This window comes from Nocardioides sp. (assembly GCF_036401255.1).
Lineage (GTDB): Bacteria > Actinomycetota > Actinomycetes > Propionibacteriales > Nocardioidaceae > Nocardioides.
In genome coordinates this window covers 1-23,711 of record NZ_DASWVI010000142.1, presented here as the reverse complement: position 1 = coordinate 23,711, position 23,711 = coordinate 1, and the positions used below count along the sequence as shown (strand labels likewise).

General features: G+C 73.5%; 24 protein-coding genes and 1 riboswitch. Of the genes, 19 read left to right on the top strand and 5 right to left on the bottom strand.

Annotated features, from left to right (window positions below; genetic code table 11):
* The coding region (locus VGD85_RS06500; protein WP_331062633.1) for a PfkB family carbohydrate kinase at nt 1-211 on the top strand (211 nt) is incomplete at its 5' end.
* On the opposite strand, the gene VGD85_RS06495 is transcribed toward VGD85_RS06500, so the two are convergent.
* Entirely contained in the window at nt 172-1,659 is a 1,488-nt protein-coding gene (locus VGD85_RS06495) for a pyridoxal phosphate-dependent decarboxylase family protein (protein ID WP_331062632.1), read from the bottom strand. The two genes, VGD85_RS06500 and VGD85_RS06495, sit on opposite strands and share 40 nt — an antisense overlap.
* Nucleotides 1,660-1,679: 20 nt before the next feature.
* On the bottom strand, nt 1,680-3,011 hold the full coding sequence (locus tag VGD85_RS06490) for an MFS transporter (protein ID WP_331062631.1): 1,332 nt from the start codon (nt 3,009-3,011) through the stop codon (nt 1,680-1,682).
* A 91-nt stretch (nt 3,012-3,102) separates the two neighbouring features.
* Here VGD85_RS06490 and VGD85_RS06485 point away from each other — a divergent pair, with 91 nt between their 5' ends.
* From VGD85_RS06485 to VGD85_RS06470, 4 genes are read left to right on the top strand one after another with little or no spacing between them, the layout of a single operon-like run.
* A complete protein-coding gene (locus tag VGD85_RS06485) occupies nt 3,103-3,501 on the top strand; it encodes a hypothetical protein (protein WP_331062630.1) in 399 nt (132 codons plus the stop codon).
* Nucleotides 3,498-3,998 (top strand): hypothetical protein, encoded by a 501-nt coding sequence (locus VGD85_RS06480; RefSeq protein ID WP_331062629.1) that lies wholly within the window; start codon nt 3,498-3,500, stop codon nt 3,996-3,998. The genes VGD85_RS06485 and VGD85_RS06480 overlap by 4 nt, the downstream gene beginning before the upstream one ends.
* Nucleotides 3,999-4,036: 38 nt before the next feature.
* Complete coding sequence (locus VGD85_RS06475; RefSeq protein ID WP_331062628.1) at nt 4,037-4,744, top strand: response regulator transcription factor; 708 nt, start codon at nt 4,037-4,039, stop codon at nt 4,742-4,744.
* Complete coding sequence (locus tag VGD85_RS06470; protein WP_331062627.1) at nt 4,741-5,874, top strand: HAMP domain-containing sensor histidine kinase; 1,134 nt, start codon at nt 4,741-4,743, stop codon at nt 5,872-5,874. The genes VGD85_RS06475 and VGD85_RS06470 overlap by 4 nt, the downstream gene beginning before the upstream one ends.
* A 2-nt stretch (nt 5,875-5,876) precedes the next feature.
* On the opposite strand, the gene VGD85_RS06465 is transcribed toward VGD85_RS06470, so the two are convergent.
* A complete protein-coding gene (locus VGD85_RS06465) occupies nt 5,877-7,178 on the bottom strand; it encodes an alpha/beta hydrolase (protein WP_331062626.1) in 1,302 nt (433 codons plus the stop codon).
* Between the two features lie 73 nt (nt 7,179-7,251).
* The gene (locus tag VGD85_RS06460; RefSeq protein WP_331062625.1) at nt 7,252-8,691 is read right to left on the bottom strand and encodes a trehalose-6-phosphate synthase; all 1,440 of its coding nucleotides are present in this window, start codon (nt 8,689-8,691) and stop codon (nt 7,252-7,254) included.
* 127 nt (nt 8,692-8,818) lie between these two features.
* Here VGD85_RS06460 and VGD85_RS06455 point away from each other — a divergent pair, with 127 nt between their 5' ends.
* Together VGD85_RS06455 and VGD85_RS06450 are read left to right on the top strand one after the other, a co-directional pair.
* The gene (locus VGD85_RS06455) at nt 8,819-10,132 is read left to right on the top strand and encodes a sensor histidine kinase (protein WP_331062624.1); all 1,314 of its coding nucleotides are present in this window, start codon (nt 8,819-8,821) and stop codon (nt 10,130-10,132) included.
* Nucleotides 10,129-10,767 carry a response regulator transcription factor gene (locus VGD85_RS06450; RefSeq protein ID WP_331062623.1) on the top strand — a complete coding sequence of 213 codons (639 nt, stop codon included), beginning with the start codon at nt 10,129-10,131 and terminating at the stop codon, nt 10,765-10,767. The genes VGD85_RS06455 and VGD85_RS06450 overlap by 4 nt, the downstream gene beginning before the upstream one ends.
* Nucleotides 10,768-10,909: 142 nt before the next feature.
* On the opposite strand, the gene VGD85_RS06445 is transcribed toward VGD85_RS06450, so the two are convergent.
* A complete protein-coding gene (locus VGD85_RS06445; RefSeq protein ID WP_331062622.1) occupies nt 10,910-11,920 on the bottom strand; it encodes a Gfo/Idh/MocA family oxidoreductase in 1,011 nt (336 codons plus the stop codon).
* A 122-nt stretch (nt 11,921-12,042) separates the two neighbouring features.
* On the opposite strand from VGD85_RS06445, the gene VGD85_RS06440 reads away from it, so the two are divergent.
* The 12 genes from VGD85_RS06440 to VGD85_RS06385 form a co-directional block, all read left to right on the top strand.
* Entirely contained in the window at nt 12,043-12,336 is a 294-nt protein-coding gene (locus VGD85_RS06440) for a DUF3263 domain-containing protein (RefSeq protein WP_331062621.1), read from the top strand.
* A gap of 3 nt (nt 12,337-12,339) precedes the next feature.
* Nucleotides 12,340-12,849, top strand: coding sequence for a LytR C-terminal domain-containing protein (locus tag VGD85_RS06435; protein ID WP_331062620.1), 510 nt, complete (start codon nt 12,340-12,342; stop codon nt 12,847-12,849).
* Nucleotides 12,850-12,878: 29 nt separating this feature from the next.
* The gene (gene otsB / locus VGD85_RS06430) at nt 12,879-13,727 is read left to right on the top strand and encodes a trehalose-phosphatase (protein WP_331062619.1); all 849 of its coding nucleotides are present in this window, start codon (nt 12,879-12,881) and stop codon (nt 13,725-13,727) included.
* A gap of 104 nt (nt 13,728-13,831) precedes the next feature.
* Nucleotides 13,832-16,150 carry an endopeptidase La gene (lon, locus tag VGD85_RS06425; protein ID WP_331062618.1) on the top strand — a complete coding sequence of 773 codons (2,319 nt, stop codon included), beginning with the start codon at nt 13,832-13,834 and terminating at the stop codon, nt 16,148-16,150.
* 171 nt (nt 16,151-16,321) lie between these two features.
* A riboswitch (SAM riboswitch) is annotated at nt 16,322-16,470 on the top strand.
* A 9-nt stretch (nt 16,471-16,479) separates the two neighbouring features.
* Entirely contained in the window at nt 16,480-17,745 is a 1,266-nt protein-coding gene (gene thrC, locus VGD85_RS06420) for a threonine synthase (RefSeq protein WP_331062617.1), read from the top strand.
* A gap of 18 nt (nt 17,746-17,763) precedes the next feature.
* Complete coding sequence (locus tag VGD85_RS06415; RefSeq protein WP_331062616.1) at nt 17,764-18,042, top strand: MoaD/ThiS family protein; 279 nt, start codon at nt 17,764-17,766, stop codon at nt 18,040-18,042.
* Between the two features lie 143 nt (nt 18,043-18,185).
* Complete coding sequence (locus VGD85_RS06410; RefSeq protein WP_331062615.1) at nt 18,186-19,010, top strand: SGNH/GDSL hydrolase family protein; 825 nt, start codon at nt 18,186-18,188, stop codon at nt 19,008-19,010.
* 241 nt (nt 19,011-19,251) lie between these two features.
* Nucleotides 19,252-20,271: a LacI family DNA-binding transcriptional regulator gene (locus VGD85_RS06405; RefSeq protein ID WP_331062614.1), complete on the top strand. Its 1,020-nt coding sequence runs from the start codon at nt 19,252-19,254 to the stop codon at nt 20,269-20,271.
* 65 nt (nt 20,272-20,336) lie between these two features.
* Complete coding sequence (locus VGD85_RS06400; RefSeq protein ID WP_331062613.1) at nt 20,337-21,215, top strand: hypothetical protein; 879 nt, start codon at nt 20,337-20,339, stop codon at nt 21,213-21,215.
* Between the two features lie 46 nt (nt 21,216-21,261).
* The gene (locus VGD85_RS06395) at nt 21,262-21,780 is read left to right on the top strand and encodes a SigE family RNA polymerase sigma factor (protein ID WP_331062612.1); all 519 of its coding nucleotides are present in this window, start codon (nt 21,262-21,264) and stop codon (nt 21,778-21,780) included.
* The gene (locus tag VGD85_RS06390; protein WP_331062611.1) at nt 21,777-22,916 is read left to right on the top strand and encodes a hypothetical protein; all 1,140 of its coding nucleotides are present in this window, start codon (nt 21,777-21,779) and stop codon (nt 22,914-22,916) included. Before VGD85_RS06395 ends, VGD85_RS06390 begins: the two co-directional genes overlap by 4 nt.
* 198 nt (nt 22,917-23,114) lie before the next feature.
* On the top strand, nt 23,115-23,711 hold a 597-nt coding region (locus VGD85_RS06385), incomplete at its 3' end, for a TCP-1/cpn60 chaperonin family protein (protein WP_331062610.1).

Below are 23,711 nucleotides of genomic sequence, written 5' to 3'. Positions count from 1 at the left end.
CGAGGTGCCGGCGTACGCCGTCGAGGTGGTCGACACAACCGGGTGCGGTGACGCGTTCTCGGCCGGCTTCCTGCGCGGCCTGTCCCTGGGACGCGACCTGCGGGGCGCGGCCGAGCTCGGCTGCGCCACCGCCGCCCAGGTCGCCCGCGGCCTCGGCACCGATGCGGGCGACTACGACCTCGCGTCGGTGGTGGCGTTCGCGGAGCGCTGACGCGTCGGCCGGGCCAGCCGGTCCAGGAACGCCACCAGCAGTGCCTCGCGCATCGCCGGTGACGCGAGGTCGAGCATCGCGTTGACCTCCGCCATCCGCTCGGGCAGGTCGAGGCCCGCCGCGGGGTCGCCGCCGACCAGGCCCGCGGCCGCCAGCAGGCCGTCGAAGTCCTCGTCGGACAGCGTCGCCGGGTCGAGGGCGCCGATGAACTCCGCGATGCCGGGGTCCACCGACACCGGCCCCGCGGCCCGGGCCGCCGCCACCGACTCGGCCAGCGCGGCCAGGAACTCCTCGACGTGCGCGTTGGTCGCGGCGCTCACCGACAGGTGGATGGTCGGCGGGTGCTCGGCGTACGACATCTGCGGCTGGACGTACCAGCCCCGCGCGGCCATCTCGTCGCAGACGGTGAACGCGTCGCAGCTGGCGTCGGTGGCGATCGCGACCAGCGTCGAGTCCGGGACGGCCGCCAGCGACAGCGCGGGGATGTCGGCGAGCCCTGCGACGATCGCGTCGACCGCCTCGAAGGTCTCTCGGGAGAGGAGCTCGTAGCCCGTGTCCCCCAGCGACTGCACCACGGCCCACGCACCGGCGAGGGGCCCGCCGGACTTCGTCGACTGCAGGGTGGAGTTCAGCATCGTGTAGCCCGGCCACGCCGCCGAGGCGAAGTACTGCGGGCGGCGCAGCTCGGGGGTGCGGTGCAGCAGCACCGAGGTGCCCTTGGGGGCGTAGCCGTACTTGTGCAGGTCCACCGAGATCGAGGTGACCCCCTCGACCGCGAACGTCCACGGCGGCACGGTCCGGCCGAGGCGGGCCGCGTAGGGCAGCACCCAGCCGCCGATGCACGCGTCCACGTGGCAGCGGATGCCCCGGTCGGCGGCCGCGGCGGCGATCGCGGTCACCGGGTCCACGACGCCGTGCGCGTACGACGGCGCGGAGGCGGCCACGAGCACCGTGCGGTCGCGGTCCTCGTCGATCGCCGCGGCCATCGCCGCCGGGTCGGCGCGGAAGTCCGGGCCCACCGGCACCAGCACCGCCTCGACGCCGAAGTAGTGCGCGGCCTTGTGGAACGCCGCGTGCGCGGTGGCGGGCAGCACCATCCGCGGCCGGGTCACGTCCGGGCGGCTGTCCCGCGCGCCCTGGACCGCGAGCAGCACCGACTCGGTGCCGCCCGAGGTGACGGTGCCGACGCACGTGGGCGGTGCGTCGAGCAGGTCGGCCGCGAACCCGACCAGCTCGTTCTCCATCTGCAGCAGGCTCGGGAACGCGGTCGGGTCCAGGCCGTTGGAGCCGGCGTACGCCGCGACCGCGTCGCGGCCGATCCGGTCGACGTCGGGCAGGCCGGAGTCGTAGACGTAGGCCAGGGTCCGGCCGCCGTGCACGGGCAGGTCGGCGGCCTGCATCGCCCGGAGCCGGGCGAGCGCGTCCACCGTGGGGTCTGTGGGATCCATGGCGCCGATCATGTCGGAGGTCATGCCGACACCGCCGCGTCGACCTGGCTCGCGTCGAGGGAGTAGCGGCGCAGCCACAGCAGGCTGAGGGCCATGAGCACCGCCGGGAGCACCGAGAACCCGAGCACGATCGCGGTCAGCGCCGAGTCGGGCTGGGCGACGTCGCCGTCGGTGGAGGAGCGGTAGCCGCCGATCGCCAGCACCAGCGCGAACACGCCGGGGCCCAGGGCGAGGCCGAGCGTCTCGCCCGCGGTCCAGACGCCGGTGTAGACGCCGGCGCGGTTGGAGCCGGTGCGCCTCGCGTCGACCGCGGCCGCGTCGGGCAGCATCGCCATCGGGAACACCTGGCAGCCGGCGTACCCGACGCCGACCAGTGCGACCGCCGCATAGACCAGCGCCGGCGGCGCGGTCCGAGACGTCGCCGCGAGCAGCGCGCCGGCGCCCAGGATCACCGAGGCGGCGAGGTAGCCGCGCTTCTTGCCGATCCGGGTGCCGATCGCCGACCACACCGGCGTGAGCAGCAGCGCGGGGCCGACGAAGCAGACGAACAGCACGGTCGCGGCGCCGTCCTGGCCGAGCACGTCGGAGGCCAGGTAGTCGACACCGGCGAGCATGCAGCCGGTGGCGAGCGCCTGCACGACGAAGCAGGTCAGCAGCCAGCGGAAGTCGTGGGCGGTCGCGACGATCCGCAGCTGGTCGCGCAGGCTGCCGGCGCCGGGCTGCGGAGCGGTGACCGGGGCGCGGCGGGTGCCGGCGTACGCGCTCACGACGCCGGTCAGGATGATCGCGGCCATCGCCACGCCCATGACCCGGTAGCCGTCACGGCCGCCCACCGCGTCGCGGATCGCGGGCGCGCTCGCCCCGGCGAGCAGGATCGTGAATGCCAAGATCGCGACCCGCCAGGTCATCAGCCGGGTGCGCTCGTCGTAGGAGGAGGTCATCTCGGCGGGCATCGCGACGTACGGCACCTGGAAGAACGCGTACGCCGTCGCGCAGGCCAAGAACAGCGCCAGCACCCAGGCGGCCTCGGCGACCCGTCCCATCTCGGGGGCCGCGAACAGCAGCGCGAACCCGATCGCCAGCCCGATGCCGGCGCGCAGCAGCCACGGCCGGCGCGGACCACGCGGGTCGACCGTGCGGTCGCTGATCCGGCCCGCGATCGGGTTCAGCACCACGTCCCAGGCCTTGGGCGCGAACACGATGAACCCGGCGATGATCGCGCTGATCCCGAGGCTGTCGGTGAGGTAGGGCAGGAGCATCAGGCCGGGCACGGTCCCGAACGCACCCGTGGCCACGGACCCCGACCCGTACCCCACCCGGACCCCGCGGGGGAGGCTGTCGGTGGCTGGCATGGCCGTGAGGCTAGTGGAGATGTGTCCCCGGTCACGCGGGAAAGCGGCACTCCCGGGGCGCAACCTCAACGGAATCTTCACGATCCGACCGGTGGTCCGGCAACACCGGCGCGACATCGTGGTCGTGGACGCCATCGACGGCGTCGTGGAGGAGAGGAGCACCGCCATGATGGGCGACTGGGACCACGGCAGGATGATGGGTGGTGGATACGGCGCCATCTGGATCGTGATGGTCGTGTTCTGGATCCTGCTGCTGGGGCTGATCACGTTCCTGGTGGTCCGGCTGCTCCCGGGCGCCGGAACGCGGCAGGCCCCGCCGGTCGCAGGCCCCGGTGATGGCCCCGGCGGGCCGCCGGCGTTGCCCCCGGAGACACCGGAGCAGATCCTGGACCGGCTGTTCGCGCTGGGGGAGATCGACGAGCAGACCTACCGCAGCCGCCGCACCGCCCTGGCGGAGATGCGGGTGACCGAGACGAGGCGAGAGCCGTGACGACCCGGCGCGCACAGGTGGTCGCGCTGGTCGCGGCCGTGGTGGTGCTGCTCGGGTCGATGGCCGCGATGGCGGCCTGGTCGGCCGACCGCGACGACGACGCCGACTTCCCGGCCCGTGTCGGGCTGGTCGGGCACCGGTGGGCCTGGGACGACGACGGCGACCGGCCGTGGGGCGGCTCGATGATGGGTGGCCGCTGGGGCGGTTCGATGATGGGCGGGCCCTGGGCCGGCGGGCCGATGATGGGGTGGGGCGGCGAGGTCGAGACGATCCCGGGCTCCGGGCCGGTCGACGAGCAGGGTGCCCGGGACGCCGCCCAGACGTGGGTCGACGAGTACGCCGAGGGCGCGGACCTCGGCGACGCCGAGACGATGCCGATGGGCTACTGGTTCCGCGCCTCCGAGGGCGACACGGTGGTGGCTGTCATCATGGTCAGCGACGACACCGGCACGGTGGTGGGCCACCTGCTCGACGCCCGTGCGCCGGCCACGGACTGACGCGGCGTCGTCACCCGCGCTCGAGGAGAGGTGAGGCCGTGGCGGGCACCCGGGCGCTCGTGGTCGACGACGAGGCGGACCTGCGCCGCGTGGTCACCGCCTACCTGGAGGACGACGGGTTCGAGGTCTGGGAGGCGCCCGACGGCGCGACCGCCCTCGAGCTCGCCCGGCAACATGCGCCCGAGCTCGTCGTGCTGGACCTCAAGCTCCCCGACATCGACGGCATCGAGGTGTGCCGCCGGCTGCGCACGTTCACCGACGCGTACGTCGTGATGCTCACCGCCCGCGCCGAGGAGGTCGACACGCTGATCGGCCTCGCGGTCGGCGCGGACGACTACCTGACCAAGCCGTTCAGCCCGCGCGTCCTGATGGCCCGCATCCAGACCGTGCTGCGCCGCCCGCGATCCGGCACCGGCAGCACCGGCAGCACCGGCAGCACCGGGGAGACGGGGCGGGGCGTCGGTGACCTGCGGGTCGACCCGGAGGCCCACGCGGTCACGGTGGCCGGCGAGCCGGTCGACCTCACGCCGACCGAGTTCAGCCTCCTCGCGACCCTCGCCTCCCGCCCCGGACAGGTGTGGTCGCGCCAGCAGCTCCTCGACACCGTCTGGGGTCCGACCTGGGTGGGGGACGAGCGGATCGTGGACGTGCACGTCGCGCACCTGCGCGCCAAGCTCGGCCCGGACGCCGCCACCCGCTACGTCGTCACGGTCCGCGGCGTCGGCTTCCGGCTGGGACCGGGATGACCGCACCCCGGCCCCGTCTCCGCCCGCGCGGGGCACGCGACGACGGACCGAGCCTGACGCTCCGGCTGCTCCTGTCGATCGGCCTGGTGGTGCTGGCCGGTGGCGTGACGCTGCTCGTCGTGGCGCTGCTCGTCGCGCCCGCCGTGTTCCACGACCACCTGCGCGCCGCCGGCGTCGACCTCGACCCCGCGGGCGTCGACCACGTCGACGACGGCTTCCAGGTCGCGGTCGTCACCGCGATCGCGGCCGGCCTCACGGCCGCGACGGCGGTCGCCATCGGCGTCGCCCTGTTCGTCGCGCGCCGCGTCAACGGACCGGTCACCCAGGCCGCCACCGCCGCGACCCGCCTGGCCGACGGCGACTACGCCACCCGGGTGGCCGCGCCCGGCGTCGGCCCCGAGCTCGGCGACCTGGCGCGCGCGATCAACCGGCTGGCGAGCCGCCTGGAGGCCAGCGAGGCGCAGCGGGAGGCGCTGCTCACCGACCTCGCCCACGAGCTGCGCACCCCGCTCAGTGCCGTCGAGGCCACCGCCGAGGCGATCGCCGACGGGCTGCTCCCCGCGGACGAGGAGACCCTGGGCGCGCTCCGGGCCCAGACCCACCGGCTGCTGGCCCTCACCCGCGACCTGGCCGCGCTCTCCCGCTCCGACGAGCACGCGTTCCGCGTCGACCGCCGCCCGATCGACCTGGCGGACCTCGCGCGGTCGGTGGTCACCGCCCACGCCGCCCGCTACGCCGCCGCCGGGGTCGCCCTGACGCTCGACGCGCCGGACCCGGCACCGGCGTACGCTGACGCCGGCCGCACCGGCGAGGTCGTCGACCAGCTGCTCGACAACGCGCTGCGCCACTGCCGCCCCGGCGACACCGTCACCGTCGCCGCCCGACCCCGGCCCGAGGCGGACCGCGGCGAGCTCGTCGTCACCGACAGCGGCGCCGGCTTCGCGCCCGAGCTGGCCGACCGGCTCTTCGAGCGGTTCTACCGCGCGCCCGGCGGCCCGGCCGCTGGATCCGGGGTCGGCCTCACGATCGCGCGGGCGCTGGTGACCGCCCAGGACGGCACCCTGACCGCAGCCAGCGCCGGCCCCGGGCAGGGTGCGAGGTTCACGGTGCGGCTCCCGGCGCGACCCTGAGCTCAGCGCGACAGCGCGCGCGACCCGCCGGACCCGTAGCGGCGCCGCGGGTTGGAGCCGATGCCGTCGGCCGACGCGGCGGACCTAGTGGTGGCGGTCTTCTTGGCGGCCGTCTTCTTGGCCGGGGTCTTCTTCGCGGCGGTCTTCTTCGCCGGGGCCTTCTTCGCGGCCGTCTCCTTCGCGGCCGTCTTCTTGGCGGCGGTCTTCTTGGCGGCGGTCTTCTTGGCGGGCGGTGCGGCGTCCGACCACTGGGCGATCCACTCGTCGAGCACCTGCCAGGTCGTCCCGCGCGCGGCCCGCCCGGTGAGCATCCCGAGGTGGCCGCCGGGGACGATCTCGAAGCGCACCTCCCGCGCCCCCGAGAGCAACGGCAGCACCGCGCGCACGGCCTCGACCGGCGCGATGCCGTCGGTGGCCCCCGCAAAGACCAGCGTCGGCGCGGCGATGTCCGCCAACGCGACCTCGTGGTCCCCGATCTCGACCGCACCGGTGGCCAGCGCGTTGCCCTTCGCGAACCGGTGGTAGAGCTGCCCGAAGCTGCGGCCGGGATAGGCGGTCATCTTCGCGGTGAAGCGGTCCACGGCCTCGACCTGGGCGAGGAAGTCGGTGTCGTCGAGGTGCGTGGCGATCGCCAGCGGCTTGGTCACGAGCTTCTGGAACGACGAGAGCTGGAAGGCCCACCGCACCAGCGGCGTCGGCGCGCCCCCGGCCGCGCGGTAGGCCCGGGTGACCAGGCCGTGGCCGCCGGTGAGGTCGAGCAGCGGCCGCAGCGGCGCGACCAGCGGCACCCGGGTGACGTCCACGGGCGAGCCGATCACCGACAGCGACGCGATCGGCAGGTCGGGGGCGTCGGCGGCCGCGAGCATCGCGAAGATGCCGCCGAGGCTCCAGCCCACGACGTGCACGGGCCGGCCGCCGGCATGGGCCGACACCTCCCGCACGGCCGCCGGCACGACCTCCTCGACCCAGTGCTCGAGGCCGAGGTTGCGGTCGCGGAACGAGACGTTGCCGTACTCCACGAGGTACGTCGGGCGGCCGCCGGACACGAAGTGCTCGACCAGCGAGCAGCCCCGGCGCAGGTCGAAGCAGATCGCGGGCGCGGCCAGCGGCGTCACCAGCAGCACCGGGTCGCCCTGCTCGCGGACGCCGGCGACCGGTCGGTAGTGGTAGACCTCGCGCAGCATGCCGTCGTCGATCAGCGTGCGCGGCATCGGCCGCAGGTCGGCGAGCCCGCCGTACAGGACCAGATGCGCGACGTTGCCGGCCGCGGAGACCACCTGGTCGGGCTTCGGGACGAGGTCCATGCCCGGAAAACTACTCCCCGACCCCGAGGTCACGGCGACGTCATCTGCGTCACGCGGGCATGCCGGTCGGCGCTCAGGAGCGGCTCGCGGGCCGCACCGTCTTGCCGTGCGAGGGGCGGATGGCGGTGAGCTCGGCCAGGAAGCTGTCCGCCCAGGCGGCGACGTCGTTCTGGCTGACGGTCTTGCGCATCGCCTTCATCCGCTTGGTCACCTCCTTCTCGTCGGCGCGGTAGGCCTCGAGCAGCGCGGACTTCATGCCGTTGATGTCGTAGGGGTTGACCAGCCACGCCTGCCGCAGCTCCTCGGCGGCCCCGGCGAACTCCGAGAGCACCAGCGCGCCGGCGTTGTCGAAGCGGCACGCGACGTACTCCTTGGCGACCAGGTTCATGCCGTCGCGGTACGGCGTGACGACCATGATGTCGGCGGCCCGGTAGAGCGCGGCCATCTCCTCACGCGGGTAGGAGGCGTGCATGTAGCTGATCGCCGGGCGGCCGATCCGGCCCAGGTCGCCGTTGATCCGCCCCACGAGCCGGTCGATGTCGTCGCGGAGCAGGCGGTACTGCTCGACCTGCTCGCGAGAGGGCGTCGCGACCTGGACGAACACGGCGTCCTCGACGTCGAGGGAGCCGTCGGCGAGCAGCTCGCTGTAGGCCCGCAGCCGTGCGTAGATGCCCTTCGTGTAGTCCAGCCGGTCGACGCCGAGGAAGATCCGGCTCGGGTTGCCCAGTGCGTCGCGGATCTCCACGGCCCGCTTCTCGACCTCCTCCGAGCGCGCGAGGTCCTCGAAGCCCTTGGCATCAATGGAGATCGGGAAGGCGGCCGCCCGGACCGTGCGCCCGTCGGGCAGGTAGACCAGGTCGCGGTGGGTCTTGTGGCCCACCCGCTGGCGGACCAGGCGCACGAAGTTCTGCGCCGCGCCCTGCAGCTGGAAGCCGACGAGGTCGGCACCGAGCAGCCCCTCGAGCAGCTGGCGGCGCCACGGGAGCTGCTGGAACAGCTCGGCGGGCGGGAACGGGATGTGCAGGTAGAAGCCGATGCGCAGGTCGGGCCGCATCTCGCGCAGCATCTGCGGCACCAGCTGCAGCTGGTAGTCGTGCACCCAGACGGTGGCGCCCTCCGAGGCGGCCTCGGCGGCCTGCTCGGCGAACCGGCGGTTCACCGCGACGTAGGCGTCCCACCACTCGCGGTGGAACTCCGGCTTGGCCGCGACGTCGTGGTAGAGCGGCCACAGGGTGCCGTTGGCAAACCCCTCGTAGAACTCCTCGACCTCCCGCTGCGACAGCGTGATCGGGACCAGGTCGAGGCCCTCGTCCTCGAACGGCTCCAGGTCGCTCTCGGTGCCGCCCGGCCAGCCGATCCAGCTGCCGTCGTTGGCCCGCATCACCGGCTCGATCGCCGTCACCAGTCCGCCGGGCGAGCGCCGCCACTCCGCGCTCCCGTCCGGGAGCGTCACCCGGTCGACGGGCAGGCGGTTCGCCACGATCACCAGGTCTGCCGAGCCCGAGGTAGCCACGCACTCACCCTAGTTGAGGGCGACAACGCGTGCGGCCGAGACGCCTGCTCGGTGTCGGGCTGGCCCGACACCGGCTGTCGGGCTGGCAGGATCGTGCCCGACGCTCCGCGTCCCTAGCGTTTCTCCCATGACGGACCTGAGCATGACGACGACCTACCCGATGGCACTGCCGCAGCAACCCCACGGCGTCCGGCGGGTGCTGCTCGACACCGGCTACAACCTCTCGGCCTTCGTCCTCGCTCTCGTGGCGTTCGTCCTGGTCGTCACCGACCTGGCCCTCGGCCTCGGCCTCTCGGTGCTGATCGGCGGTGTGCTGCTGCTCTCGGTGGGCGTCATGGTGGCCCGGGGCTTCGCCCGGTTCGAGCGGATCCGGATGCGGGGGATGCTCGGGCGGGAGGCCGCCACGCCGGCGTACGTCTGCGCCGGTCCGGACGACGGGTTCTGGCGCCGGCAGCTCACACCGCTGCGCGATCCGCAGTCCTGGCTCGACGTGGTGTGGTCCCTGGTCGGTCTGGTAACCGGGACGGCCGCGTTCTCGATCGCGGTCGCGTGGTGGGCGGGCACGGTGGGCGGGCTGAGCTACTGGTTCTGGCAGCGATACCTCCCCGACGACGGCCCCGACGACCACGGGCTCGCCTACTACCTCGGCTTCGGGGACGGGCGTACGGCGGAGAGCTGGGTCAACCTCGGCATCGGGATCGTCCTGCTGCTGACGCTGCCGCTGGCGATGCGGTTCGGGGCCGTGCTGCACTCGAGCCTCGCCTCCGCGCTGCTGTGCAGCCGCGCCGAGCTGCAGCGCGAGGTGGCGCGGGTCGAGGGCGGCCGCGACGCCGCCCGGATGGCCGAGGCCGAGTCGCTGCGCCGCCTCGAGCGCGACATCCACGACGGCCCGCAGCAGCGGCTGGTGCGGCTGACCATGGACCTCGGGCGCGCCAAGCGGCAGCTCGGCCAGGACCCCGAGCGGGCCTCCGAGACCCTGGACGACGCGCTCGCCCAGGCGCGGGAGACCGTCGCCGAGCTGCGCTCGCTCTCGCGCGGGATCGCGCCGCCGCTGCTGGTCGACCGGGGCCTGGCCGCGGCGCTGGAGGAGATGCTCGTCCAGAGCGTCGTGCCCGTGGAGTCGAGGATCGACGTACCCCCGTCGCTGCCGCCGCACGTCGAGACCGCGGTGTACTTCGTGGTCGCGGAGGCGCTGACGAACATCGCCAAGCACAGCGAGGCCGGATCGGCGTCGGTCGCCGTCACGCTCGAGGGCGACGAGGGCGACGAGGGCGACGAGGTCGTCGTGCGCGTCGAGGACGACGGCGTCGGCGGTGCCCATCCGGCCAAGGGCCTCGGGCTCGCCGGGCTGCGGCAGCGGCTGGCCGCGGTCGACGGCACGCTCGAGCTGACGTCGCCCGAGGGCGGGCCGACGGTGGTCCTGGCGAGGATCCCGCGATGAGGGTGGTCGTCGCCGACGACTCGCTGCTGCTGCGCGAGGGTCTGCACCTGCTGCTGGTCGAGGCGGGCCACGAGGTCGTCGGCTCGGTCGGCGACGGCCCCGCGTTCGTGGCCGCGATGCTCGCCGAGCGCCCGGACCTCGGCATCGTCGACGTCCGGATGCCGCCCAGCCACACCGACGAGGGCCTGCGGGCCGCGGTCGAGGTGCGGCGGGCGTGGCCCGAGGCGCGGATCCTGGTGCTCTCGCAGTACGTCGAGGTGTCCTACGCCGACGAGCTGCTCGCCACCGGCGACGGCGGCGTGGGCTACCTGCTCAAGGACCGGGTCAGCGACCTCGAGGACTTCCTCGCCGCGATCGCCGCGGTCGCGGCCGGCGGCACCGCGCTCGACCCGCTCGTGGTGCGCCAGCTGATGGGCCGCCATCGCGACCCGCTCGCCGACCTCACCCCGCGGGAGCGGGAGGTGCTGGCGCTGATGGCCCAGGGCCGGTCCAACGCCGCGATCGCCGAGGCCTTGTCGGTGTCGCTGGCCGGGGTCGAGAAGCACACGCAGCGGATCTTCGCCAAGCTCGGCCTGCTGCCCGACGACGACACCGCCCACCGGCGGGTGGCCGCGGTGCTGGCGTTCCTGCGCTGAGCCGGCGGCCTCGTTCTGGAGGGGCCATGGTCACCTCAGCCGCCCCACGGGTCACACTTGGCAGCCGAAACCCGCACGACACGCCGTGACCCCTCGGCGTGTCGTGCGGGTTTCACCGGCTGACCGGTGAAACCCGCAGACCTCAGCCCGGGAACGCCACCCCCAGCTGCGCGCGCAGCTCGTCCATCTGGCGCAGCAGCGTGAGCGTCTGCTGGTGGGGGACCAGCGGGCTCTCCCGCAGGCCCTCGCGCAGGCAGCGGCCGACCTCGGCGATCTCGTTGCCGTAGCCCTGTCCGAGCACCGGCTCGGTGCCGGTGACCTCGACCGGCGCGCCGGGCTCGACGACCCAGCTGCCCGGCCCGGGCGCGTAGGGGGTGAACACCGCGCTGGTCGGGTGGTGGAAGTCGTCCATGGTGATCCGGCCCCGGTCGGTGGCGATCTCGCACCGGCGCGAGGAGTACGACGTCATCGAAGCCGTCATCGTCGCGAGCGCGCCCCCGGCGTACCGCCCGGCGACCGCCACGTCGAGGTCGATCCCGCGGTCGGAGAGGTCGCCGGTGGCGGTCAGGCGCTCGGCCGGGCCGAGCAGCAGGTGGGCGATCGTCAGCGGGTAGATCCCCATGTCCAGCAGCGCCGAGGCGCCGAGCGCGGGGTTGAGCATCCGGTCCTCCGGCGGGGCGTCCACCCGGAACCCGAGCTCGGCGTGCAGGTGCCGCGGCATGCCGAACTCGCCGGACCGCAGCCGCTCGCCCAGCTCGCGCACGACCGGGTGGCAGGCGGTCCACATCGCCTCCATGAGGAACCGGTCGTGGGCGCCGGCGAGCCGGACCATCTCCTCGGCGTCCGCGACGTCGAGGGTGAGCGGCTTCTCGCAGAGCACGTGCTTGCCGGCCTCGAAGGCCAGGCGCGCGTTGTCGAGGTGCAGCGCGTGCGGGGTCGCGATGTAGACGACGTCGACGGCCGGATCCGACACCAGCTCCTCGTAGGAGCCGTGCGCCGCGGGGGCGGCGTACTCCTCGGCGAAGGCGGTGGCGCTCTCGGCGCGCCGCGACCCGACGGCGGCGAGCCGCGCGCCGGGCACGAGGGCCAGGTCGCGGGCGAAGGCGTGAGCGATCTTGCCGGTGGCGAGGATGCCCCAGCCGATGGTCTCCATGGCCGGAGGCTATCGCTCGCCGACTCGCCCGCGACGCAACGGCCGGTTGAATGACATCGTTGTGGTTCGTCGCCTACAGTGGTGTCGCCAGACGTGTCGGACCAGTGTGCTCAGGAGATCTCATGGATGCCGCGAACGCCCTCGGTGTCGACGCCGAGGTCGCCCCGACCCTCAGCGACCGCGACCGGGAGATCTTGGACTTCGAGCGCCAGTGGTGGAAGTACGCCGGCGCCAAGGAGACCGCGGTCCGCGAGAAGTTCGACATGTCCTCGACCCGCTACTACCAGGTGCTCAACGCGCTGATCGACCGCCCCGAGGCCCTCGAGGCCGACCCGCTGCTCGTGCGGCGGCTGCGCCGGCTGCGCTCGGCGCGGCAGCGGCAGCGCTCGGCCCGCCGCCTCGGCTTCGAGGTCTGAGCGATGCGCGCTCGCAACCAGCGGGGCATGGTCACCCCGTCGCCGGTCGTCATGCTCAGCGTGATCGCGGTCGCGATGGCCGGGATCGCCTACGTCGCCACCCGCGGCGGCGAGCCGACCGAGCGCGAGGTCACCACGGTCTCCCGGGACGCGACGCCGGGCGCGACGCCCTCGCACCAGCCCGGACCGGGCAAGCAGACCAAGCAGACCAAGGAGCCGAAGCCCGAGCCGACCGTCCAGCGCGGCAAGGTCTACGTCGAGGTCTACAACAACTCCGGCATCACCGGACTGGCCGGCCGGGTCGCCGAGCGGGCCACCGGCATCGGCTGGCAGGTCGTCGGGTCGGACAACTGGTACGGCACGATCCCGGCCTCGACCGTCTACTACCCGCCCAAGCTCAAGCTCGCGGCCAAGACGCTCGCGCTCGACCTCGGCGTCCGGCGTACCGCCCCCGCCGTCGACCCGATGCGCCTGGACCGGCTCACGCTCATCCTCACCGGCCCGCTGGGCTGACCGCCCCCGCGGGTGACATGGTGGGCTCCATGGAGTTCACCTCGCCCGACGCCGAGCAGAGGTACGCCGCGCTGGTGCGCGCCGCCCCGCGCGCCGTGGTCGGCCTGGACTTCGACGGCACGCTGTCGCCGATCGTCGACGACCCCGAGCAGGCCCGGATCCACCCCGACGCGCGCGAGGTGCTCGTCGACCTCGCCGCCGAGGTGGCCGCGATCGCGGTGATCACCGGGCGCCCCGCACGCCAGGCGCTCGACCTGGGTGGCCTCGAGGAGGTCGGTGACGCGGTCGCCGAGGCCGGCAAGGAGCTGTTCCTGTTCGGCCAGTACGGCAACGAGCGCTGGAGCGCGACCCGGCGCCGGATCATCTCCCCGCGACCGCCGGCCGGCCTGTCGACGTTCCTGCGCGACCTGCCCCGGACCCTGCGCACCGCCGACGCGGCCGACGCCTACGTCGAGGACAAGGGCCTGGCCTACGGCGTGCACACGCGTCGGCTGCCCGACGCGGACGCGGCGTACGAGCGGCTGCTGCCGCGGCTGCGCGAGCTCGCCGGGCGCAACGGACTCGTGCTCGAGCCGGGTCGTCAGGTCATCGAGGTCCGCGCCCCCGGGATGGACAAGGGCCAGGCCGTCGAGACGCTGGTCGAGGAGGTCGGCGCCGGGGCGTTCCTCTTCGCCGGCGACGACCTCGGCGACGTGGATGCCTTCGACGCGGTCGGCACGCTCGCGAAGGAGGGCCTGCCCACGCTGCTGGTCTGCTCCGCGTCCGACGAGCAGAGCGCGCTGATCGCGCTCTCCGACGTCGTCGTGCACGGACCCGAGGGCGTCCTCGATCTGCTCCGACAGCTCACCGCCGACGCCCGCGCCGCCCGTCGAGGTTGACCCGCCCGAAAGTCCACGACGGGTCGACGGGTTCCCGTGTTCGTCATCAGCGAACAGGAGGGACTCTCCGGAACACCGGGTCGGGTCCGGGAGTTCAGCAGGGCATGTCCCTCTCCCTTCCCGTCATCTTCGTCTCGGACCTCGTCGTGCTGCCGGGCATGGTGGTGCCCCTGGAGCTCGACGACGCCGCCCGCGCCGCCATCGACGCCGCCCGGGCCGGCAGTGACAACCAGGTGCTCGTGGCCCCGCGCCTGGACGACCGCTACGCGTCGTACGGCGTGATCGCGACCATCGAACGCGTCGGTCGCTTCTCTGGCGGCGCCCCCGCCGCCGTCCTCAAGGCCGGACCCCGCGCCCGCATCGGCAGCGGCGTGACCGGTCCCGGCGCGGCCCTGTGGGTCGAGGTGGACCCGGTCGAGGACCACATCACCGACCGCGCCCGCGAGCTCGCCGAGGAGTACAAGCGCCTCGTCGTCGCGGTGCTGCAGCGGCGCGAGGCCTGGCAGGTCATCGACTCCGTGCACCAGATGAGCGACCCCAGCGCGATCGCCGATGCGGCCGGCTACGCGCCGTACCTCTCGGTCGACCGCAAGCGCGAGCTGCTCGAGAACCCCGACGTCGAGTCGCGGCTCGAGACGCTCATCGGTTGGACCCGTGACCACCTGGCCGAGGCCGAGCTCACCGACAAGATCGGCGAGGACGTCCGCGAGGGCATGGAGAAGCAGCAGCGCGAGTACCTGCTGCGCCAGCAGCTCGCCGCGATCCGCAAGGAGCTCGGCGAGGGCGAGCCCGAGGGCGCGGAGGACTACCGCTCGCGCGTCGAGGCCGCCGACCTGCCCGACGCCGTCCGCGAGGCGGCGCTCAAGGAGGTCGACAAGCTCGAGCGCTCGAGCGAGCAGAACCCCGAGGCCGCGTGGATCCGCACCTGGCTCGACACGATCCTCGAGCTGCCCTGGAGCGTGCGCACCGAGGACTCCCACGACGTCGCGGCCGCCCGGGCAGTGCTCGACGCCGACCACCACGGTCTCGACGAGGTCAAGGAGCGGATCGTGGAGTACCTCGCCGTCCGCGCCCGCCGCGCCGAGCGGGGGCTGCAGGTCGTCGGCGGCCGGGGCTCCGGCGCGGTCGTGCTGCTCGCGGGACCGCCCGGAGTCGGCAAGACCTCGCTCGGCGAGTCCGTCGCCCGCGCGCTGGGCCGCAACTTCGTCCGCGTCGCGCTCGGCGGCGTGCGTGACGAGGCCGAGATCCGCGGCCACCGGCGCACGTACGTCGGCGCGCTGCCGGGCCGGATCGTCCGCGCCATCAAGGAGGCCGGCTCGATGAACCCGGTCGTGCTGCTCGACGAGGTCGACAAGGTCGGCTCGGACTACCGAGGTGATCCCGCAGCCGCCCTGCTCGAGGTGCTCGACCCGGCGCAGAACCACACGTTCCGCGACCACTACCTCGAGCTCGACCTCGACCTCTCCGACGTGCTGTTCATCGCCACCGCCAACGTGGTCGAGCAGATCCCGTCGGCGCTGCTGGACCGCATGGAGCTGGTGACCCTCGACGGCTACACCGAGGACGACAAGGTCGCGATCGCCCGCGACTTCCTGCTGCCCCGGCAGCTCGAGCGGGCCGCGCTGACCGCCGACGAGGTGAGCGTCACCGACGCCGCGTTGCGCGAGATGGCCGCGAACTACACCCGCGAGGCCGGCGTACGCCAGATGGAGCGGCTGCTCGCCAAGGCGCTGCGCAAGGCCGCGACCCGGCTCGCCACCGGCGAGACGCACGTCGACATCGACGTGGCCGATCTCAAGGGGCTCGTCGGCCGACCGCGGTTCACCCCGGAGGCGCCGGAGCGTACGGCGGTGCCGGGCGTGGCGACCGGCCTGGCGGTGACCGGCCTCGGCGGTGACGTGCTCTTCATTGAGGCCTCGGCCTCCGAGGGCACGGCCGGGCTCACGCTCACCGGCCAACTCGGCGACGTGATGAAGGAGTCGGCGCAGATCGCGCTGTCGTTCGTCCGCGCCCACGCGGCCGAGCTCGGCGTCGAGCCGTCGTTCTTCGAGAAGGCGATCCACGTGCACGTGCCGGCGGGGGCGACGCCCAAGGACGGCCCGTCCGCGGGCATCACCATGGTCACCGCCCTGACGTCCCTGGCCACCGGGCGACCGGTGCGCTCGGAGGTCGGGATGACCGGTGAGGTCACGCTCAATGGCCGGGTGCTGCCGATCGGCGGGCTGAAGCAGAAGCTGCTCGCCGCCGAGCGCAACGACCTCACCGAGGTGTTCGTGCCGCTGCGCAACGAGCCCGACCTCGACGACGTGCCGGCCGACGTGCTCGAGACCCTCACCGTGCACCCGGTCAGCGACGTCCTCGACGTGGTCCGCGGCGCGCTCGCCGAGACTGCCGCGACGACCGCGACGACCGCGGCGGCCTGACCCGGGCCGCCCCTTTCCCGTCGAGTGACGCGAACTGGTTGATCTCCGACCTGGAACGCAGCCACTTCGCGTCACTCGACGGGAGGCCGCGGCAGACGGCGTGAGACGACGGCCGTCCAACATGTGGATGCGATGTGCACATGCTGAGACGGCCGTCGTACTGTTCTCCACAGCTCATCCAGAGGGACTGAGGGATACGGCCCAGTGAAGTCCCGGCAACCGCCGCGATCCTCCGCCGCTTGGCAGCCAGCCAGGAAGCGGCTCGCGGAAACGGTGCCAATTCCGCCCGGCGCGACCGTCGCAGCCGGGGAAGATGAGAAGGAGGATCCATGAGCGCCCCTGTCATCGAGAAGCCCCGTCTGCGTGAGGGCGCCTTCGGCAACGCCACCGCGCTGTCGTGCCGCGAGTGCGGCCACCAGGTCGAGCTGGGTCCCCACTATGCGTGTCCGGAGTGCTTCGGCCCCCTGGAGATCGCCTACGACTTCCCGCGCGTCACCCGCGAGCAGATCGAGGCCGGCCCGCGCAACATCTGGCGCTACAAGGCGCTGCTGCCCGTGCCGGACGACATCGAGCAGAGCCCCAACACCGAGCCCGGCTTCACGCGCCTGCTGCGCGCGGACAACCTCGCCGCCGAGCTCGGGATCGCCGACCTGTGGGTCAAGGACGACTCGACCAACCCCACCAACTCCTTCAAGGACCGGGTGGTGGCCTGCGCGCTGAGCGCCGCGCGGGAGTTCGGCGCCAAGGTCTTCGCCTGCCCCTCCACGGGCAACCTCGCCAACGCCGTCGCGGCCGCGGGCGCCCGTGCCGGCATCAAGACCGTCGTGTTCATCCCGAGCAACCTCGAGCAGCCCAAGCAGGTCAACTCCGCGGTCTTCACTGACTCGCTGGTCGCGGTCGAGGGCAACTACGACGACGTCAACAAGCTCGCCTCCGAGATCGCCGGCGAGGAGGAGGGCTGGGCGTTCGTCAACGTCAACGTCCGCCCGTACTACGCCGAGGGCTCCAAGACGCTCGGCTACGAGATCGCCGAGCAGCTCGGCTGGCGGCTGCCCGACCAGATCGTGATCCCGGTCGCGAGCGGGTCGCAGCTGACCAAGGTGCACAAGGCGTTCCAGGAGCTGATCGCGCTGGGCCTCGTCGAGGACAAGCCCTACAAGGTGTACGGCGCGCAGGCCACGGGCTGCTCGCCCGTGTCGGTCGCCTACAAGGCCGGTGTCGACGCCATCCGGCCGGTCAAGCCCGACACGATCGCCAAGAGCCTGGCGATCGGCAACCCCGCCGACGGCATCTATGTCCTCGACATCTGCCGGGGCACCGGCGGCGCCGTCGAGGACGTGACCGACGACGAGGTCCGCGCCGGCATCGTGCAGCTCGCCCGCACCGAGGGCATCTTCACCGAGACCGCGGGCGGCACCACGGTCGCGGTGCTGAAGAAGCTCGTCGAGACCGGCCAGCTCGACACCACGCTCGAGACGGTCGTGATCAACACCGGCCACGGCTTGAAGACCCTCGACTCCGTGGCGGGCGCGGTCGCGCCGGCTGCGACCATCGACTCGTCGTACGCCGCCTTCGCCGCCACCGGCCTCGCCTGACCCCTCGAGGAGGAACCCATGTCCGTCTCCGTCCGGATCCCGACCATCCTGCGCACCTACACCGGCGGCGAGTCCGAGGTCAGTGCCTCCGGCTCGACGCTGGCCGAGGTGCTCGACGACCTCGACACCAGCTACTCGGGCATCAAGGGCCGGATCCTCGACGAGGCCGGCGACCTGCGGCGCTTCGTGAACGTGTACGTCGGCAACGACGACGTCCGGTTCCTCGACCACCTCGACACCCCCACCCCCGACGGCGCCCAGATCTCGGTGATCCCCGCCGTCGCCGGCGGCTGCTGACTGCGGCCTCCTCGCTGTAACGCCGTGTCACCCCACCGGCCGCCCATGGTGCAGCGGGGTGGGCAGAAAGGGTAAACGGGCGTTACAGCTGCGGGGACCCCCGCCGCAACCCGGCGTTCACCGGAGCGTGGTTCACAGGAGGGGTGACCCGCGCGCGCACCCGAGCCCTCGTCCTGACGACCGCCACCGGTGCCGGGATGGCCGCCGGCGCGGCGCTGGCCGGCCGGGGCCTCCTGCACCGGCAGGCGGCGGCCGCACGGCGGGTGATCGGCAAGCCTCTCGGCGAGGAGGCCATCGACGCCGACCGGGTCTGGAAGAAGAAGTACGGCGACCCGATCGACCTGCTGCTCCTCGGCGACTCGATCGCGGCCGGCCTCGGCGCCGAGCGCCCCAAGGAGACCCTGGGCGGCCGGCTGGCACGCGGCCTGGCCAAGCAGACCGGCCGCGCGGTGCGGCTGCGCACCGCGGCGCGGGTCGGCTCGGAGTCCTCGATGCTGGCCGACCAGCTCGCCGGGCTGCCCCCGGCGTACCGCCCCGACGTCGCGGTGATCGTCGTCGGCGGCAACGACGTCACCCACCGGGTCCCGGTGGCCGACTCGGCGAAGCACCTCGAGGAGGCGGTGCGCGTGTTGCGCGACCTGGGCGCGGGCGTCGTGGTCGGCACCTGCCCCGACCTCGGGGCGTTGCGCCCCGTCCCGCAGCCCCTGCGGGCGCTGGGCTCGCGGGCGTCGCGCCAGCTCGCGCTCGCCCAGGAGGCGGCCGCGGTCGCGGCCGGTGCCCATGCGGTGTCGCTCGCGCACGTCGTCGGCCCGTTCTTCATCACCAACCCCGACGAGATGTTCAGCCTGGACCGGTTCCACCCCAGCGCCTTGGGCTACCAGCGCACCGCGAAGGCGATGCTGCCCTCGGTGCTGGCGGCGCTCGGGCTGCGCGACGACGTCCCGTTCGGGCACCGCCGGCCCGGCTGAGCTCCGGCCCGGCCTCCGCCTTGACAGCGGCGGCCCGGGGACGGGACAGTTGCCTTTGGGAACGCTCCCACCTCCAGGGCGGTCCCGGCGGGGTGGACCGCAGGCCGCTCCGGCGGCGGACGGGGACATCCGCCGCCGACGGCGGCCGGCGACCCACCGTGCGGCGGGCCCGGGAACTCCTCGACGTCCCGGGCCCGCCGTTCGACCGTCGGCGCGTCCCGGTGACGGCATACTGGCCCGCATGGCTCGCAGTCCGCGCACGCGTCCCACCCTCGAGGAGGTCGCGGCTCTCGCCGGCGTCGGCCGGGGCACGGCATCGCGGGTGATCAACGGGGGCGCCAAGGTGTCCGACCGCGCCCGGCAGGCGGTCGAGGAGGCGATCACCGAGCTCGGCTACGTGCCCAACGCCGCGGCCCGAGCCCTGGTCACCCGGCGCACCGACGCCGTGGCGCTGGTGATCGCGGAGTCCGAGGAGAGGGTCTTCGGGGAGCCGTTCTTCGCCGGCGTCGTCCGCGGCATCGGCGCCGCCCTCGCCGCCGCCGACCGTCAGCTGGTCTTGATCCTGGCCGACTCCCGCCGGCGCGGCAGCCTGGAGCACTACCTCACCCGCCAGCACGTCGACGGGGTGCTGCTGCTCTCGCTCCACGAGGACGACACGCTCCCCGACCGGATCCGCGGCCACGGGCTGCCGGTCGTCGTCGGGGGCCGGTCGCGCCCGGACGTCCGCACGGGCTTCGTCGACGTCGACAACGTGCAGGGCGCCGGACTCGCGGTCGCCCACCTCGTCGAGCGCGGCCGGCAGCGGATCGCGACGATCGCCGGACCTCCCGACATGGTCGCGGGCAGCTCCCGGGTCGAGGGGTACGTCGCCGGGCTGACCGCGGCCGATCGGCCGATCGACGAGCGGCTGGTCGTGCGCGGTGACTTCAGCCAGGAGAGCGGCGCTCGCGCCATGCGCGAGCTGCTCGAGCGCGAGCCGGCGGTCGACGGCGTCTTCTGCGCCAACGACCTGATGGCCGCCGGCGCCCTGCAGGCGTTGCGCGAGGCGGGCCGGCGGGTGCCCGAGGACGTCTCCGTCGTGGGCTTCGAGGACGCCCCGATCGCCCGGTCGACGGTGCCGCCGCTGACCACCGTGCACCAGTCGCCGTGGGCGATGGGCGGGGAGATGGTCGCCCTGCTGCTGGAGACGATGGCGACCTCCGACCCCGACCTGCCGGGCCGGATGCTCCCCACGCGGCTGGTGGTCCGGCAGAGCAGCTGACCCACCTGGCTGGACCGGTCCAGCAACGCGCTCCGGCGACGGTTCAGGTGCTCTAGGGTGCCGCCGTGGATGCCAGCGAGGAGCCGACGACGCCGCTCGTCCTCCTCGTGACCTGTGCGGCCTGGCCCGGGGGCGAGCCGGGCCACGGCGCGCTCGACGCCGCCCTCGAGGCCCGCGGGCTGACCGGCCGCTGGGTGGTCTGGGACGACCTCGGCGTCGACTGGGGCGCGGCCGACGTGATCGCGGTGCGCTCGACCTGGGACTACGACGCCCGGCTGGGCGAGTTCCTGGGCTGGGCCTCGGGGGTCGGGCCGGCCTTGCTCAACGGCGTCGACGTGTTCCGCTGGAACACCGACAAGCGCTATCTCGTCGAGCTCGCGCACGCCGGCCTCCCGGTGGTGCCGACCGTCGTCGCGGACACCGTGTTCGACGTCCGGGCGGCCGCCGACCGGTTCGGGCTGGCCGTCGTCAAGCCCCGCGTCGGTGCGGGCGGTCGCGGGCTGGAGGTGGTCGCCGACGGCCGGGTGTGGCTGCCCGGACCCGACAGCCATCCCGGCCCGTGGGTGGTCCAGCCGCTGGTCGAGTCGATCCACCACGACGGCGAGACCTCGGTGTTCGTGATCGCCGGCCACCCGGTCAGCCAGGTCGAGAAGCTGCCCAGCCCCGCCGACATCCGCGTGCACGAGCGGTTCGGCGGCACCATGCGTTCGGTGGAGCTGTCGCGGGAGGCCGCCCTGCTTGCGGCCCGGGCGGTCGCGACCGTCGTGGACCTGCTCGGCGACGAGGTGGTCTACGCGCGCGTGGACATGATGCGCCACCAGGGCCGCCTGGTGCTCAGCGAGATCGAGCTGACCGAGCCCGGGCTGTACCTCGACGTACTCCCGCTCAACGCCCAGCTCTTCGCCGACGCCCTCGCCGCGCGGGCGATCCCGCGGACCTGGTGAGCGGCCGCCTGCCAACCTTTCGCGCGTCCTGCGCGTTGTGACGGTCGTGAGCGTCGTGAACGCGGAGGAGCAGGCCTTCAGCCGGTGGGCCGGCGAACGACAGCTCGCGCTGCTCCGCACGGCGGTCCTGCTGACCGGTGACCGGCACCGTGCCGAGGACCTCGTCCAGGAGGCGCTCACGCAGGTGGCGCTGCGGTGGCGCCGCCTCCAGGACGCGCACCCCGAGGCCTACGCCCGCCAGGTCATCGTGCGCGGCAACATCTCGTGGTGGCGCAAGCACCGCCACGAGCTCGTGCTCGACGTGTACGACGACGCCGCGGCGAGCCCGGCCGACACGGTGGACGCGGAGCGGCGGATCGTGCTCGACCGGGCGCTGGCCGCCCTGACGCCGCGACAGCGGGCGACCGTCGTGCTGCGCTACTACGACGACCTGTCCGAGCGGGAGACCGCCGAGATGCTGGGCGTCTCCGTCGGCACCGTCAAGAGCCAGACCCACCTCGCGCTCCGCCGGCTGCGCGAGGCGTCGCCGGAGCTCGCCGAGCTGATCGGAGAGGATCGCCGATGACCGACCAGGACCTGCGCGACCTCCTGCACGACCGGGTCGCCGACATCGCGGGCCCCGACCTCTCGGCGACCGCGTGGCAGCGCGCCGCCGGCCTGCGCCGCCGGCGCCGGGCGAGGGTGATCGGCGGCGTGGTGGCCGCGGTCGCGGTCGTGGCGGTCGTGGTGGCGAGCGTCGACGACCGCACCGGGGTCGACCGTGACGGGGCGCCGCCGGCCTCGTCGCTTCCGAGCAGGTCCGGCGATCCGGCGTCGGACGTGCCGCGCGCGACCCGGATGGAGGACTACCGCGGCGCGGCCGTCTGGGAGGCTCCGCCCCCCGAGGACGAGCTCGCGCTGCCGCGCTGGCGCGAGCCGTCGCTGCCGGAGGTCATCGACCCCGACGACGCCCCGGTGGGTGTCCCCGGCGGCCCGGCCCGCGGTCTGGTCGTCGAGGGACGCCGGGTGCTCGCCCTCGGCGAGGGCGGGGTGCTGTCCGAGCTGGACCTCGCCCGGCTCGCGCCGGTGAGCGACGAGGGCGGCAACCGGTTGAGCCCGGTGACGGCGTACAGCCTCGCGCCCGACGGGAGGCACGCCTTCTTCGTCCAGGAGAGCTCGCTCGAGGTCCTCGACCTCGTGACGGGGCGCTGGCGGTCCGTGGACACGCCCGACTGGCTCGCCGAGGGTGCCCGCTGGACGTCGGCGGACGAGATCTGGGTGCCTCACGCGCTGTCCTCGCGCGGGAGCGGGACGATCCACGACCTCGACGGCACCGTGAGCGAGGCGATGGTCAGCTGGATCGCCGTGGGCTTCGGCCGTGAGGAGACCTGGGGCCCGGTCGCCGCCACCGGCGACCGGGTCGCCCAGGCGATGTTCCTCGCGGGTCCGGTCGACGGCACCGGCGTCTCCAACCCGGAGGCCGTCGTCGTGGCGACCGATGGTCGGCACGACGTGCTCACCATGTGGCCCGCCGGTGAGGAGACCCGCCAGAAGGGGTGCTGCGAGGTGCTCGGCTTCCTCGACGACGACACGGTGCTGTTCGCGTCCCGGAGCACCGCGGGCTCCCGCCTGCTGGCCTGGCGGGTCGGCACCTCGGAGGTCTACCTCGTGAGTCGTCTCGCCGGGGGCGGCACCCTGGTCGCCTGGCGGCCGGCGACCTGAGCCGTTCTTGCACTCGTAGGGGTCGAGTGCTAAACATGAGGCTGGCACTCTCCAGGGGAGAGTGACAACACCGGATCGGCGACGTTGAGGTCCACCTGCCCGGCGAGAAAGGGTTCGCCGGAGCCCAGGGTTCCGTCCGTCGCGGGCAACCCGCCGACTCGGATCCAGACTCTTTCTATGCGAAGGATCGCAGGAGCTATGCCGAAGCTGATTGCTTTCAACGAGGAGGCCCGGCGCGGCCTGGAGCGTGGCATGAACACGCTCGCGGACGCCGTCAAGGTCACGCTCGGGCCCAAGGGTCGCAACGTCGTCCTCGAGAAGAAGTGGGGCGCCCCCACGATCACCAACGATGGCGTGTCCATCGCGAAGGAGATCGAGCTCGAGGACCCCTACGAGAAGATCGGTGCCGAGCTCGTCAAGGAGGTCGCGAAGAAGACCGACGACGTCGCGGGCGACGGCACCACCACCGCCACGGTCCTCGCGCAGGCGATGGTCCGCGAGGGTCTGCGCAACGTGGCCGCGGGTGCGAACCCGATGGGCCTCAAGCGCGGCATCGAGGCGGCCGTCGAGGCGGTGTCCGAGCAGCTGCTGGGCATGGCCAAGGACGTCGAGACCAAGGAGCAGATCGCGTCGACCGCGAGCATCTCCGCCGCCGACACCACCGTCGGCGAGATCATCGCCGAGGCGATGGACAAGGTCGGCAAGGAAGGCGTCATCACCGTCGAGGAGTCCAACACCTTCGGGCTCGACCTCGAGCTCACCGAGGGCATGCGCTTCGACAAGGGCTACATCTCG